This is a genomic window from Ensifer sp. LBL, from assembly GCF_050435225.1.
Taxonomy (GTDB): Bacteria; Pseudomonadota; Alphaproteobacteria; order Rhizobiales; family Rhizobiaceae; genus Ensifer.
On the sequence record NZ_JBNDJY010000002.1, the window covers coordinates 249,417 to 263,602 of the forward strand.

Here is a 14,186-nt window from a genome sequence, read left to right on the forward strand (position 1 = left end):
CGACGATGAACGACATGACCATGCCCGCCAAGGCCGAGCGCATCCGCGCCCTGTTCCACGGCATCATTCCCGGCAGCGAGATCGGCAGCTATGTCGACGGCGCGCTGGTGCCAGGCTCCGGCGACGAACAGGCGCTGACCGATCCGGCGACCGGCGAAATCTTTGCCACCTTCAAGGATGCCGGTGCTGACGTCGTCGATGCCGCGATGCAGGCCGCCGCCCGCGCCCAGCGCGAATGGATCTCGATGACCGCTTCCGCCCGCGGCCGGGTGATGAACGAGATCGCCCGCAAGATCCGCGAGCGCGCCGGCGAGATCGCCGAACTCGAAAGCCGCTCGGCCGGCCGGCCGATCCGCGACATCCGCGGCGAGGCCGTTCGCGTCGCCGAGATGTTCGAATATTACGCGGGCTGGTGCGACAAGCTGCACGGCGAGGTCATCCCGGTCCCGACCTCGCACGTGAACTATACCCGCAACGAGCCGGTCGGCGTCGTCGCCCAGATCACCCCCTGGAACGCCCCGCTCTTTACCGGCGGCTGGCAGATCGCGCCGGCGATCTGCGCCGGCAACGGCGTCGTCATCAAGCCGTCGGAACTGACGCCGCTGAGCACCCTCGTGCTCGGTGCGCTCTGCGAGGCGGGCGGTGCGCCGCGCGGCCTCGTCAACGTCATCGCCGGCCAGGGCGTGACTGCCGGCCAGGCGATGGTCGCCCATCCGAAGACGGCACTGGTCGTCTTCGTCGGCTCGGCGCTCGCCGGTTCGGCGATTGCCGCGGCAGCGGCCAAGAACGTCGTGCCCTGCATCCTCGAACTCGGCGGCAAGTCCGGCAACATCGTCTTTGCCGATGCCGATATCGACCGCGCCATCGTCGGCGCGCAGTCGGCGATCTTCTCCGGCGCCGGCCAGAGCTGCGTTGCCGGCTCGCGTCTGCTCGTCCATCGCTCGGTGCATCAGCAGTTCGTCGAACGTTATGCTGAGGCTGCCGCCCGCATCCCCGTTGGCGATCCCTACCTGGATACGACGCAGATCGGTCCGATCAACAACGCCCGCCAATGGGCGAAGATCGAGGAAATGGTCCGCCAAGGCGTGGCCGAAGGTGCGACGCTTGCAACCGGCGGCGCCAAGCCGGCTGCCCTTCAGTCCTCCGGCGGCTTCTATTTCGCGCCGACCATTCTCGACAACGTCAAGCCGGACATGACGATCGCCCGCGAAGAGGTCTTCGGCCCGGTCGTCGGCGTTACCGTCTTCGACGACGAGGAAGAAGCGGTGGCCCTCGCCAACGACAACCCTTACGGCCTGGCCGGTGCGGTCTGGACCCGTGATGTCGGCCGCGCGCACCGGGTCGCATCGAATGTGCGTGCCGGCACCTTCTGGATCAACGGCTACAAGACGATCAGCGTCATGTCGCCCTTCGGTGGCTTCGGCCGCTCGGGCTACGGCCGCTCCTCGGGCCGCGACGCACTGATGGCCTATACCCAGACGAAGAGCGTCTGGGTCGAGACAGCGGAAAACCCGGCCGTCGTCTTCGGTTATTCGCCGGAAGCCTGATCGACACGAGCCCCGCAACGAGAAACGGCCGGCGAAATGCCGGCCGTTTCTTTTTGTGACTGAAGTTCCGCTGGCTCAGAATTCAAATGCGGTCGACACCATGAAGGTGCGCGGCGCGCCGGCGGCGAGGAAGCCACGAGCCGACGAGGCCCAATAGTTCTCGTCGAAGACGTTCTGCACCGTCGCGCGCACTTCCACCGGCTTGCCGCCTTCGCGCTCGAAGGAATAGCGCGCGCCGAGATCGACCCGCGTCCAGTCCGAAACCTTCTGCGTGTTTTTCTGGTCGTAGTAGGTGCTGCCGGTGTAGACGAGGCGGCCCGTCAGCGTCAGGTTCTCGACCCAGGGCGTGTCATACTCGCCGTAGAGGCTGACCGCGACATCCGGAACGCCGGGAACACGATTGCCATCGAACCGTTCCCCTGTCCGCGAGTTTTCTGCCTTATCGAGCTTGGCGTCCATGAACGTGACGCCGCCGAGCAGACGAACACCATCAACCGGTTCGCCGTAGGCCGAGAGCTCGAGACCACGGTTGACCTGCAGGCCGTCGACGGCGAAAACGCCGCCGGTCGTCAGACCGTTGGGCTGTCTGATCTCGAACAGCGCTGCGCCCAGCATCACCTCGCCGAGATCGTACTTGAGGCCGATTTCCTTCTGCTTACTGACGACCGGAGGGAATATCTGGTTGCTGTTCACAGCGGTGGACGGCGCTGACGGCCCTTCGGTCAGGGCTTCCACATAGTTGGCATAGACAGAGAGGCTGTCGGAAACGTTGAAGAGAGCGGCGACGGCAGGACTGAACCGGGATTCTTCGTAGTAGTAGGTCTGCTGACCAAGCGGCACGGCACCGGGACGCGTATTGTAGCCCCGCACACGCATTTCCTGATAGCGCCCGCCGACCGTCAGCTGGAACCGATCCTCGGCGAACGAAAGCGTATCGGAGATTGCAACGCTGGTCGCGAGCAGGTCAGAAAATGCATGTAGGTCGTTCGAGCGCGGAAGTCCGCCCGTATTGACCCAATCGCTCGGCACATAGATCGGGTTGTAGATATTCGTCATATAGCTTCTGAAGCCGAGCCGACCGGGATGGAAGTAGCCGCGGTTGTTCTCGTTGAGCGCCCGGCTCACGGAAACGTTCAGTTGGTGACCGACGGGACCCGTATCGAACTCAGACCGAAGGCCGATTTCCCCCGAGACACCTCGGATCTCCTGCGGGTTGTAGCCGAATTCGGCCAGTGCATCACCGTTGGGATTTTGAATGGTGTAGGAGGTGCTCAGGAAGTCCTCGCGGTAGCGGCTGATGCCGCCGGCGGCATAAACAGTGGTGTTATCCAACACGTCGAATTCGATGCGACCAGCGGCCATGTTGTGCTCGCTGTCGTGGTATTCGAACGGGTTGGATGTGTTGATCCGGCCGTCCGGCGCTTCCGGGATCTTGATGCCCGGCGCTGCCGCGTTGAACAGCGAGGCCGGCGCATTGATGTTCTGCTTGGAGTGGTTGATGTCGAGCGAGGCACGTACCCGTTCGCCGCGATAGTCGAGGCCGAGCGACAGCACGCCGATCTCGTTCTCGTTGTGATCAAGCGCCGTGTCGCCGCCGCGATAGGATCCGTTGAAACGGACGCCCCATTCGCCCTCGGGTCCGAAACGGCGACCGACATCGAGGTGCGACCACAGTTGCGAGTCCGACATATAGGTCGTCGTCAGCCGCGTCAGCGGCTCGTCGGTGGCGCGCTTGGGCACGAGGTTGATGGTGCCGCCGACGCGGCCGACGCCACCGTTGACCAGCGCGCTCGGGCCCTTCAGGACTTCGACCCGCTCGATGCCCTCAAGCGGGCTGCGGCGCGGATTCGTAATGTAGAAGAGGCCGTCAAAGGCCGTATCCAGATTGGTGACCGAGAAGCCGCGAATGAAGAAGGAATCGCGCTCGCTGAATGCCGGCGCATCCATGCGCACGGACGGATCGTTGAGCGTGATGTCGGCGATCGTTCGCGCCTGCTGGTCGCGGATCAGCTTGTCCGTATAGCTTGTGATGCTGAACGGCGTTTCCTTGACAGGACGGTTGCCGAGCGCGCCGAGCCGTGCGCCGGTCGCCATCTGACCGCCCGCATAGGGCGCCGAAGGCTGGCCGATGGTGCCGGTCTCAGGCGGCTGGCCGCCCGTTTGCCCGACGGCCACGATGGGGGCCAGTTGCGTCGCGCCGCCCGAACTCCGTTCAGCCTGGGCCGGGCTTTCGACCCGGTTGGTCTTGCGCGCCTCCTGCGCCGACGTCGCTACGGCGGACATCGCCAGCAGCGACACACCCGCCAGAACGACTTTGCCTCGCCGACGCGAAACCGAATTGAACCTGCCCCTTGCCATTCTCTTACCCCTGTAACTTCGATTAACGTGAATTCCGTATCCGCCACGGTCGCCGGCCGAACCCAGCCGCCGCTCAAAACGCGACGCACGCGCCTTGCCCGTTGAAAAACGGTGCAGGGCGAGCCCCAGACATTGCGTTCAGTTGCGGCTATTTCGACCGACAGACGGGTCTCGTGCGCAGCAGCTCGCTTCGGCAAAGCGGGTGCGTGACCGGTCCTTCGGTCACTGCGCGTGCGGTTACGCCGATGCAGGCCCGCAGCCAGACAAAGTATCGGCGATCGCGGGGCGTCCCATGGTTGGGAACAGTCTCAAAACTGGGCGACATTGCGAACATCGGCATTGAAACATCAACTATAACAACGGCATAAAACTTGAATTTCTAAGTCAAGTCTGTGCACGTATAGTCGGATTCGGCCGGGCGTCCACGCTTTTTGTGCGTGAATTCAGCGGTTAACGGTAAATCGCACGTTGCCTGCCGGATGCGGAATGACGGGTAATCGGGCCTGGCGGGTCGATTGCCTCGCGCCGGACACGGCACAACCCACTCCAACGCCGGCCGGCCGATCGGAAACCGGGCCATCCGAAGGTCGGTGGAAAAGCATACCCTTATCGAGCGACGCCCATATCCGCTGAAGGGCCGCTCAGTCCACCGGAGCGGCTCGCTCGCCTGTCAGGCGCGGAAGCGATCGAAAGCGGTCAAGCGCTTGATCGGCGGATCGGCTTCCTTCCAGCGATAGATCTCCGAGCGGAGATAGCCGAGTTCGTCTTCCAGTGCGGTTTCGGCGACCTCGACCCACCAGGCTTTCGGGCGCCCGTCGCTTCCGTCAGACCAGCGGTAGCCGCGGGCTTTCAGGTGATCCTTCATGTCGAACGGGCTGTTTTCCGCAAAAATGCGCACGCGCGATCGCTGGCTCGCCTGGTAAAGCTCGGAAAAGGGTGTTTCGCCGGAGCCGCCGTCCTTGGCAAGGACTTCGAGCAGAGCGAAACAGTCGTCGACCGCCCGATGGCCGTCGTGGAAGTAACCGGCCTGCCCGATCAGGTAGCCGAGTTTCGTGCCTTCGAAACCGCGAGAGGACCAATCGACCTCGGAGACGGAACAGGCCCATGCTTTTCCTGCGAAAACGGGCGAGAAGGCCTCGCAGAAGGGCCGGTCGAAGCCGGCATTGTGGGCGATGACAAGGTCTGCCTTTTCCATCAGCGTCCGCACCTCGTCGAGGTCGATCGACTTTCCCGCAACCATCTCGTTGGTGATGCCGGTCAGGCGGGTGATTTCCGCGGGGATCGGGTTGGCCGGCTGGCGCAAGCCGCCGAAAACGCCGGTCACATCGCCGAGGTTCCCCTTCTCATCGAAGGTAAAGGCGACCAGCCCGATCTCGATGATCTCATCCTTGCGATGGTTGAGCCCGGTGGTTTCAGTATCGAGGATAACGCCATGCAGCGGAAAGCCGGGACGAGCGACGGGCACCACGGAACGCGGCACGAGCCGCTGCAACAGGCGATAACGACCCGTCGCCTGAAGGTGACGGACCATGTCTTCCTCGTTCAGCGATGCCCTTTTGACCGCTGAGCCACCGCCTGCCTTTTTGGAGGTGGCCTCGCTCGAAGCAAAGAGGTCGAACTGCTGCGTCATTCGGTTGTCCCGCACATTAACGACTCACACGCGTGCGCTCCAGAATAGCCGCTAACGGGCATGCTTCCCAGAAAATCAGGAAGAAGGCGCAGGAGTGCCTGGTTTTTCAGGGGCAAAAGATGGGGAAACTGCCCCTTCAATAGGCAGCGGCGGCACCGTCGTCCCTGCCCCCGCCAACACGGGGGTGCAGAAACGACAGTGCCGCCGCAGCGAGAATGTCACGTAAAGTCGTGGCGATTGCGCCGCTCGATCAGGCCGCGCGGCTCCAGCTTTCGCGTGCCGCTGTACCTTCCAGCTTGAACTTCGCCAACATCGTGCGCAACTGACGGCTTTCTTCGGCGAGCGTGCCGCTGGCCGCCGTGGTCTCTTCGACCATCGCCGCGTTCTGCTGGGTCATCTGGTCCATGTGGTTGACCGAGGTGTTGATCTCCTGCAGCGCAGTCGCCTGCTCACGGGCAGCAGTTGCGATCGTGTTGACGTGGCCGCTGACATTGTTGACCAGCGTCTCGATCTCCAGCAGCGCTTCGCCGGTGGAGCGCACCAGCGAAACGCCGGTTTCGACTTCCGATGCCGAGCTGTGGATCAGCGTCTTGATCTCCTTGGCCGCATTGGCCGAACGCTGGGCGAGTTCACGCACTTCCTGGGCGACGACGGCAAAACCACGGCCGGCTTCGCCGGCGCGTGCCGCTTCGACGCCGGCATTGAGCGCCAGCAGGTTCGTCTGGAAGGCGATCTCGTCGATGACCGAGATGATCTGGTTGATGCGGTTCGACGAATCCTCGATGCGGCCCATCGCGTCCACCGCGCTGCGCACGATCGCGCCGGACCGGCCGGCACTTTCCTTGGTGGCGCGCACCATCTCATGCGCCTCGTTCGCCCGCTCGGAGGCCGTGCGCACGGTCGAGGTGATCTCGTCGAGTGCCGCAGCGGTCTCTTCAAGCGCAGCCGCCTGCTGTTCCGTGCGCTTGGAAAGATCATTGGCAGCCGAGCTCAGCTCGGCGGAATTGTCGTTGATGGTGCTGGCGGCACTGCGCACGTTCTGCATGGTCGAGCGCAACGTCACCATCGTCTGGTTGACGTTCACCTGCAGCTCGGCAAAGGCACCGTGGAATTCGCCGCGCATCGTCTGCGTCAGGTCGGCATCGGCAAGGGCTGCAATGACGCGGCGAACTTCGTTGACCGTCTGGTCGACGCTCGACACCAGCTCGTTGACGCTCGAGGCAAAGCGGTTGAGGTCGTCGTTTTCGTAGTCCTTGTTGATGCGGCCGGTGAAATCGCCGGCAACGGCCGAGGCGACCACAACGCTGATATTGGACTGCAGGTCGCTGCTGCGGGCATGGAGTGCGGCTTCCTGCGCCTTCATCGCACGCATGGCGATGCCGTTCTTGCGGAAAACTTCAACGGCGCGGGCCATCTCGCCGATCTCGTCCTGGCGGGAAACGTCCGTCGCATCTCCATCCAGTTTTCCGTCGGCAAGTTCGCTCATGGTCGAGGTCAGGTCACGGACCGGCATGACGATGCCGCGGCGGGCAACGACGAGGCTGACGCCGACGCCGAAGAGAACGCAAAGCGCCGCGGCGGCGGCAAGGATCGTCATGGCCACGGACGAGGAGTTGAGCGCCTCTTCACGGGCAGCAGCCAGCGCATCGCCGGAATAGGTGCTGTAGGTCTTGACCGTTGCCGTCACCGTCTTTTGGGCTTCGAGCGCCTTGTCGAGTGCGGCCTTGACAGCGCCGGCATCGCCGCCCTTTTCGGCGGCAACGGCAACCATGGCGCGGATCTCGTCGAAGTAGCTGTTGAGCGTCAGGCGAATGTCGTTCAGCAGCTTGTCTTCGGCATCGTCCGCGACGGCCTCGATCTTGGTCAGGCGACCGAGCATTTCTTCGGCACGCTTTTCGGTTTCCGCGCCAAAGTCGGCAGCGTTCTCAGGCGCGGCGGCGAGCTGGTAGGTCATGCGGCTGACGGCAATGATGTCGACGCGCAGGTCCATCGCCTCGCGCGCTGCTTCCTCACGGGCGCCGACATCGACGATCGTCGCACCGAGCGAGGAAAGACCACGCGCTCCGGCGAGCGCAATCAGAATGGAGGAAATGCCCATGACCACGACCACGAGGCCGACCTTGGTCAAAATCGAGAGGTTCTTGAACGTCACTGCCGTGACTCCTTGGATGTCGCGATCGCGCTGTTGGGAGGGACATGGTCAGCCAAACCGGCGGGAGGAGGACCGGATGTTTGCAAGCGCCGTCGAGGGAGGAGGTCGGGCGCGCACTGACCAATGAGCACTTAGTAATTTCGAATTTAAATTCGAGTTAAAAAAGCGATCACGTCTTTTCGCATATGCAGCAAAAGAAATGGCGCATATCCCAGAACGAAAAACGGGCGGACGATCGCTCGCCCGCCCGCAGACCACCGCAGCAGTCTTGGGAGATTTCAGTCTTTCCGGCTTATGACCGGCCGTAGCCGCCGCCGGTGGGCGTCACCACGGTAAAGGCTTCGCCCGCCTCGAGCACCGTGTGGGCGCAGCCCGACAGCTCCTCCGTCCGGCCGTCATTGCGGCGAACGATGTTGCGGCCGAGTTCACCCGGGCTGCCGCCCTTGATGCCGAAGGGCGCGACGCGGCGATGGCCGGAGAGGATCGCAAAGTCGAGCTTTTCGCGGGCGCGGATCGTGCGCTTCGTGCCGTTTCCGGCGTGCCACTGGCCGCGGCCACCGGAACCGACGCGAATGTGGAAGTCTTCGAGTACCACCGGGAAGCGGGTTTCGAGAATTTCCGGATCGGTAAGACGCGAGTTGGTCATGTGCGTGTGGACCGCATCGGCACCGTTGTAGCCAGGACCGGCCGGCGCGCCGGAGCAGATCGTCTCGTAATACTGATAGTTGTCGTTGCCGAAGGTCAGGTTGTTCATCGTCCCTTGCGCGCCCGCCTGGCTCTGGACGGCGCCGAACAGGCAGTTCGTCACGGCCTGGCTGACCTCGACGTTGCCGGCAACGACCGCTGCCGGATAGCGCGGCGTCAGCATCGTTCCCTCGGGGATGACGATATGGATCGGCCGCAGGCAACCGGCGTTCATCGGAATGTCGGCCTCGACCAGCACGCGGAAGACATAGAGCACCGCCGCGCGCGTCACGGGCGCAGGCGCATTGAAGTTGTCGCCGCGCTGTTCCGACGTGCCGGTGAAATCGACCGTCGCCTCGCGCTTGTCGCGGTCGACGGTGATCTTGACCACGATGCTGCAGCCCTGGTCCATCTCGTAGGAGAACTCACCATCGGGCAACTGGTCGAGCACGCGGCGCACGCTTTCGGCGGCATTGTCCTGGACGTGGCCCATATAGGCTTCGACCACATCCTCGCCGAACTGGGCGATCATCTTCTTCAGTTCGGCGACGCCCTTTTCGTTGGCCGCAACTTGCGCCTTCAGGTCGTTGACGTTCTGCAGGATGTTGCGCACCGGATAACGTGCACCGTTCAGAAGCGCTTCGAGCTCCGCTTCGCAGAAGCGGCCGGCATCGATGAGCTTGAAGTTGTCGATATAGACGCCTTCCTCCTCGATATTGGTGGCAAGCGGCGACATCGAGCCCGGCGAGATGCCGCCGATATCGGCATGATGGCCGCGGCTGGCGACCCAGAAGCGGATCTCTCGTCCGGCATCGTCGAAGACTGGCGTGCAGACGGTGAGGTCAGGCAGGTGCGTACCGCCGTTATAGGGCGCGTTGATCAGGAACACGTCGCCCGGATGGATGACCGGGTTTTCGCGGATCGCAGTTGCGACCGAGGCGTCCATGGAGCCGAGATGCACCGGCATGTGAGGGGCATTGGCGACGAGATTGCCGCGGTTGTCGAAGACGGCGCAGGAGAAATCGAGCCGCTCCTTGATGTTGACCGAATAGGCGGTGTTCTGCAGCGTCACGCCCATCTGCTCGGCGATCGACATGAACAGGTTGTTGAAGATCTCCAGCATGACCGGATCGGCATGGGTGCCGATCGCGCTTTGCTGCTGCAGTACCTTCACGCGGCGAAGCACGATATGGTCCTTGGCGGTCAGTTCCGCCTGCCAGCCGTCCTCGACGACGACGGTCTGGTTCGGTTCGATGATGATCGCCGGACCGTCGAGCCGCTGGCCGGGGCTCAGCTCGGCGCGCAGCAGGACCGGCGCATCGTGGAACTGGCCTTGAGAATAGAACTGGGTGCGACGTGAAACGTCTGGTGCGCCTGACGTGACGGATGCGCCTTCGCGCTCCATCTGGGCCGCACCGCCGCCGACCGTCTCGACTTCGACGGCGTCGATCACCAGCGCCTTGTTGTCGGCGACGAAGCCGAAGCGGCGCTTGTGCAGCTCTTCGAACTCGGCGCGCAGGCGGGCGATGTCGTCATGCGCCGGGAAGGTCGCGTCGACGGCGAGCACCGTATCAGTGCCGGCATAGCGGATATGGGCGCGCAGATGGGTGCGGATCTCGTCGCGGGCAATTCCTTGGGCTTCCAGTTCGCCGAGGCAGTCGACTTCCAGCTCGGCGCCGAGCGTGCTGAGCGCTGCCGGCGCCTGGTCGTCGAGCGCGACGCCGAGCGCCTTCTGGCGGGTCGAGCGGATATCGGCAAGGCCCATGCCGTAGGCCGAGAGCAGGCCGGACATCGGATGCACGAGAATGCTCTTCATGCCGAGTTGGTCGGCAACGAGGCAGGCGTGCTGGCCGCCGGCGCCGCCGAAGCAACTCAACGCATAGCGCGTCACGTCATAGCCGCGCTGCACGGAAATCTTCTTGATCGCCTCGACCATGTTGGCAACGGCGATGCGGATGAAGCCATCGGCCACGTCCTCGGGGCTCCGGCCATCGCCGATCTCGGAGGCCATGGCGGCAAAGCGGCCGCGGACGGTCTCGACATCGAGGCGCTCGTCCTGGTTCGGTCCGAAGAGCGCCGGGAAGAAATCCGGCATCAGCTTGCCGAGCATGACATTGGCATCGGTGACAGCAAGCGGGCCGCCGTTGCGGTAGCAGGCGGGGCCCGGGTTGGCGCCGGCCGAGTCCGGGCCGACGCGGAAACGCTCGCCGTCGAAGTGCAGGATCGAACCGCCGCCGGCGGCAACCGTGTGGATCAGCATCATCGGCGCGCGGACACGCACGCCGGCGACCTCGGTCTCGAACGCACGCTCATATTCGCCGTCGAAATGGGCGACGTCGGTGGAGGTGCCCCCCATGTCGAAGCCGATGACGCGATCAAAGCCCGCGGCTTCACCGGTCTTGGCTAGGCCGACGACACCGCCGGCGGGGCCGGAGAGAATGGCGTCCTTGCCCTGGAACATCTCCGCTGCCGTCAGGCCACCCGACGACATCATGAACATGACGCGCGCGCCAGTGCGGGCAATGTCGAGCTCGCCCGAGACTTGAGCGACGTAGCGGCGCAGGACCGGGGAAAGATAGGCGTCGATGACGGTGGTGTCGCCGCGGCCGACATATTTGATCAGCGGCGAAACCTCGTGGCTGACCGAGACCTGCTCGAAGCCGAGTTCGCGGGCAATGCGGGCAACGGCCGCCTCATGCTCCGGGTATTTGTAGGCATGCATGAAGACGATGGCGACGGCCTTGTAGCCCTTGCCCTTCAGGTCTTCGAGGGCAAGGCGTGCCTTTGCTTCGTCGAGCGGCTGCTCGATCGTGCCGTCGGCGAGCACCCGCTGGTCGAGTTCGACGATGTCCTGGTAGAGCGCTTCCGGCTTGATGATTTCGGTCGCGAAGATCTTCTTGCGTTCCTGGTAGCCGATCTTCAGCGCGTCGCGGAAACCCTTCGTCGTCACCAGCGCCAAGGGTTCACCCTTGCGCTCGAGCAGCGCATTGGTGGCGACCGTCGTGCCCATGCGCACTTCGCCGATGAGACCGGTCGGGATCGGCGCACCGGTCGCAAGGCCCAGATGCAGGCGGATGCCCTGCACGGCCGCGTCGCGGTAGGCCTCGGGATTTTCCGAAAGCACCTTGCGCGCATGCAAGTTCCCTTGCGGATCGCGACCGATGACATCGGTGAAGGTGCCGCCGCGGTCGATCCAGAAGTCCCAGCTGCCGGTTTCGCGTGCGCTCATTGTCCATCCCTCTCATTCGCGAGCCGCTTCATTGTGCAAGCCCGGAAATTCATCAAAGCAGTTCGTTGACAAAATGTCGATAAAATGATGACATAAAATCGTCAAGATGAGGAAGAGCTGAATGACGAAGAAGTCGGAGGATAGCTTCGAAGGAAGGGAATGGGCCGAAAATGCCCTGCCCGAACATCTAAAGCCGGTCGCGGCCATCGGCCCGATCGTTTCCTCCGCGCACCTGGCTGAAGGCGGCTCTCCCGGCCTCTCCGAGGTCGAATACGGGTTGATTCTCGCGTCGCATGCCTTTCACCGCTGGATGATGCGCTGCATGGCGGCTGCCGGCGTTCCCGGTCTCTCCCCCATCGAAATCCTGATCCTGCACACGATCCGTCATCGCGATCGCGGCAAGAAGCTCGCCGACATCTGTCTCGTACTCGACATCGAAGACACCCATGTCGCGACCTATGCCATCCGCAAGCTCGAAGCCGCCGGCCTGGTGACGACGGGCAAGGAAGGCAAGGAAAAGACCATCCTCATCACCGACAAGGGCTCGGACGCCTGCACGCGCTACGCAAAGATCCGCGAGCGGCTGCTGGTTTCCTCCACCGCCAAGGCGCGTCCTTCCGAAGAGACGCTTTCCGAGATCGCCGCCGTCCTGCGTTTCATGTCGGGCGCCTATGAACAGTCCGCGCGCGCCGCGACCACATTGTAACAAGGAAGACCGCGTGACCGTCGAAAAGCCTGCGCCCCTGCTCGCCGTTGAGAAGCTTTCCGTCGCCTTCAACGGCAATCCCGTCGTCGAAGACCTGAGCTTCACGGTAACACCGGGCCGCACGTTGGCAATCGTCGGCGAATCCGGCTCCGGCAAATCGGTGACGTCGCTGTCGATCATGCGGCTCGCCGACATGATGGGCGGCCAGTTTCCTTCAGGCCGCATCCTTTTCCGCGGCAAGGACGGCGAGATCGACCTGACGGCCGCGCCGCAAAAGACCATGCGTGCCATCCGCGGCAAGGAGATCGCCATGATCTTCCAGGAGCCGATGACGTCGCTGAACCCGGTCTTCACCATCGGCGACCAGGTCGCCGAAGTGCTGATGCTGCACGAGAAGATGACCAAGGCCGAAGCGCTCGTCGAGACGCGCCGCCTGCTCGACATGGTCCGCCTTCCTGACAGCGCCGAACTGATTGGCCGTTATCCGCATCAGCTCTCGGGCGGCATGCGTCAGCGGGTCATGATCGCCATGGCGCTTGCCTGCCGGCCGAAATTGCTGATCGCCGACGAGCCGACGACGGCGCTCGACGTGACGATCCAGGCGCAGATCCTGACGATCATCCGCGACCTGCAGAAAGAACTCGGCATGGCGGTGATCTTCATCACCCATGACATGGGTGTCGTCGCCGAAATGGCCGACGACGTCGTCGTTATGTGGAAGGGCCGCAAGGTCGAGGAAGGCCCGGTCGACGAGATCTTCGCAAGCCCCAAGCATCCCTATACCCAGACGCTGCTTTCCGCCGTGCCGAAGCTCGGCAGCATGACCGGCGAGGAATTCCCTAAGCGCCTGCCGCTGACCATGATGGTGGACGGCGAGCCGAAGCGTGTCGGCGAAACCCATATCCAGCGTACCGCCCGCTACGACGCAGCACCGATCCTTTCGGTGCGCGACCTCGTCACCCGCTTCGACGTGCGCAAGAACCTCTTCGGCAAGGCGACGCACCGCGTGCATGCGATCGAGAATGTCAACTTCGACATCTTCCCGGGCGAAACGCTGGCGCTTGTCGGCGAAAGCGGCTCGGGCAAGTCGACGATCGGCCGCACGATCCAGCAACTGCAGAACGCAACCTCGGGCGAGATCCTCTTTGGCGGTCGCCCGGTCTCGGCCATGAGCTATGCCGAGCGGCAGCGGCTGAAGCAGGAAATCCAGTACATCTTCCAGGATCCCTTCGCCTCGCTCGATCCGCGCAAGACCGTGGGCTTCTCGATCGCCGAACCCATCCGCACCCACGGCCTGATCCTCGGTGAAAAGGACATCGAAAAGCGCGTGCATGAATTGCTGGAGCGCGTCGGACTGACGCCAGCTCACGCCAAGCGCTATCCGCACGAATTCTCCGGCGGCCAGCGCCAGCGCGTCTGCATTGCCCGGGCGCTTGCCTCCCGCCCCAAGCTGATCATCGCCGACGAGGCGCTGTCGGCCCTCGACGTTTCCATCCAGGCGCAAATCATCAACCTGTTCATGGAGCTGCAGGAGCAGGAAGGCCTTGCCTATCTGTTCATCAGCCATGACATGGCGGTCGTCGAACGCATGAGCCACCGCGTGGCCGTGCTCTACCTCGGCCAGGTCATGGAATTCGGCAGCCGCCAGCAGGTATTCGAAACGCCCGGTCATCCCTATACGCGCCGGCTGCTTTCCGCTGTGCCCGTCGCAGAGCCCGGCAAGGGCCGCGAGCGCGCCATGCTGGAGGGCGAAATCCCGAGCCCGATCCGCCGTGTCGGCGACGAACCCGCGGTGCTGCCGCGCAAAGAAATCGCCCCTGGCCATTTTGTGGCCAAGGGTGCGTGAGCCGCTTTCTCTTCTCAAGAAGGCTGTCGAAACA

7 protein-coding genes are annotated in these 14,186 nt (G+C 63.6%); 3 read left to right on the forward strand and 4 right to left on the reverse strand.

Going from position 1 to position 14,186, the window contains the following annotated elements:
• Positions 1–5: 5 nt before the first annotated feature.
• Positions 6–1,547: an aldehyde dehydrogenase family protein gene (locus OKW20_RS08445; RefSeq protein WP_429171467.1), complete on the forward strand. Its 1,542-nt coding sequence runs from the start codon at positions 6–8 to the stop codon at positions 1,545–1,547.
• A gap of 75 nt (positions 1,548–1,622) precedes the next feature.
• On the opposite strand, the gene OKW20_RS08450 is transcribed toward OKW20_RS08445, so the two are convergent.
• The 4 genes from OKW20_RS08450 to OKW20_RS08465 all read right to left on the reverse strand — a co-directional run bounded on the left by OKW20_RS08450 (position 1,623) and on the right by OKW20_RS08465 (position 11,600).
• The gene (locus OKW20_RS08450) at positions 1,623–3,905 is read right to left on the reverse strand and encodes a TonB-dependent receptor (protein ID WP_429171469.1); all 2,283 of its coding nucleotides are present in this window, start codon (positions 3,903–3,905) and stop codon (positions 1,623–1,625) included.
• Positions 3,906–4,575: 670 nt separating this feature from the next.
• Complete coding sequence (locus OKW20_RS08455) at positions 4,576–5,535, reverse strand: 3'-5' exonuclease (protein WP_429171471.1); 960 nt, start codon at positions 5,533–5,535, stop codon at positions 4,576–4,578.
• 250 nt (positions 5,536–5,785) lie between these two features.
• Positions 5,786–7,687 carry a methyl-accepting chemotaxis protein gene (locus OKW20_RS08460; RefSeq protein ID WP_429171473.1) on the reverse strand — a complete coding sequence of 634 codons (1,902 nt, stop codon included), beginning with the start codon at positions 7,685–7,687 and terminating at the stop codon, positions 5,786–5,788.
• 292 nt (positions 7,688–7,979) lie between these two features.
• Complete coding sequence (locus OKW20_RS08465) at positions 7,980–11,600, reverse strand: hydantoinase B/oxoprolinase family protein (protein ID WP_429171475.1); 3,621 nt, start codon at positions 11,598–11,600, stop codon at positions 7,980–7,982.
• 121 nt (positions 11,601–11,721) lie between these two features.
• On the opposite strand from OKW20_RS08465, the gene OKW20_RS08470 reads away from it, so the two are divergent.
• Together OKW20_RS08470 and OKW20_RS08475 are read left to right on the forward strand one after the other, a co-directional pair.
• Positions 11,722–12,306, forward strand: a complete 585-nt coding sequence (locus OKW20_RS08470) for a winged helix DNA-binding protein (protein ID WP_043622645.1) — start codon at positions 11,722–11,724, stop codon at positions 12,304–12,306.
• Positions 12,307–12,319: 13 nt separating this feature from the next.
• Entirely contained in the window at positions 12,320–14,152 is a 1,833-nt protein-coding gene (locus OKW20_RS08475; protein ID WP_429171477.1) for a dipeptide ABC transporter ATP-binding protein, read from the forward strand.
• The last annotated feature ends 34 nt before the right edge of the window (positions 14,153–14,186 follow it).

Coding starts and splice junctions, on each gene's coding strand:
- OKW20_RS08445 (WP_429171467.1), top strand. CDS start 6: ATGAACGACATGACCATGCCCGCCAAGGCCGAGCGCATCCGCGCCCTG.
- OKW20_RS08450 (WP_429171469.1), bottom strand. CDS start 3,905: ATGGCAAGGGGCAGGTTCAATTCGGTTTCGCGTCGGCGAGGCAAAGTC.
- OKW20_RS08455 (WP_429171471.1), bottom strand. CDS start 5,535: ATGACGCAGCAGTTCGACCTCTTTGCTTCGAGCGAGGCCACCTCCAAA.
- OKW20_RS08465 (WP_429171475.1), bottom strand. CDS start 11,600: ATGAGCGCACGCGAAACCGGCAGCTGGGACTTCTGGATCGACCGCGGC.
- OKW20_RS08470 (WP_043622645.1), top strand. CDS start 11,722: ATGACGAAGAAGTCGGAGGATAGCTTCGAAGGAAGGGAATGGGCCGAA.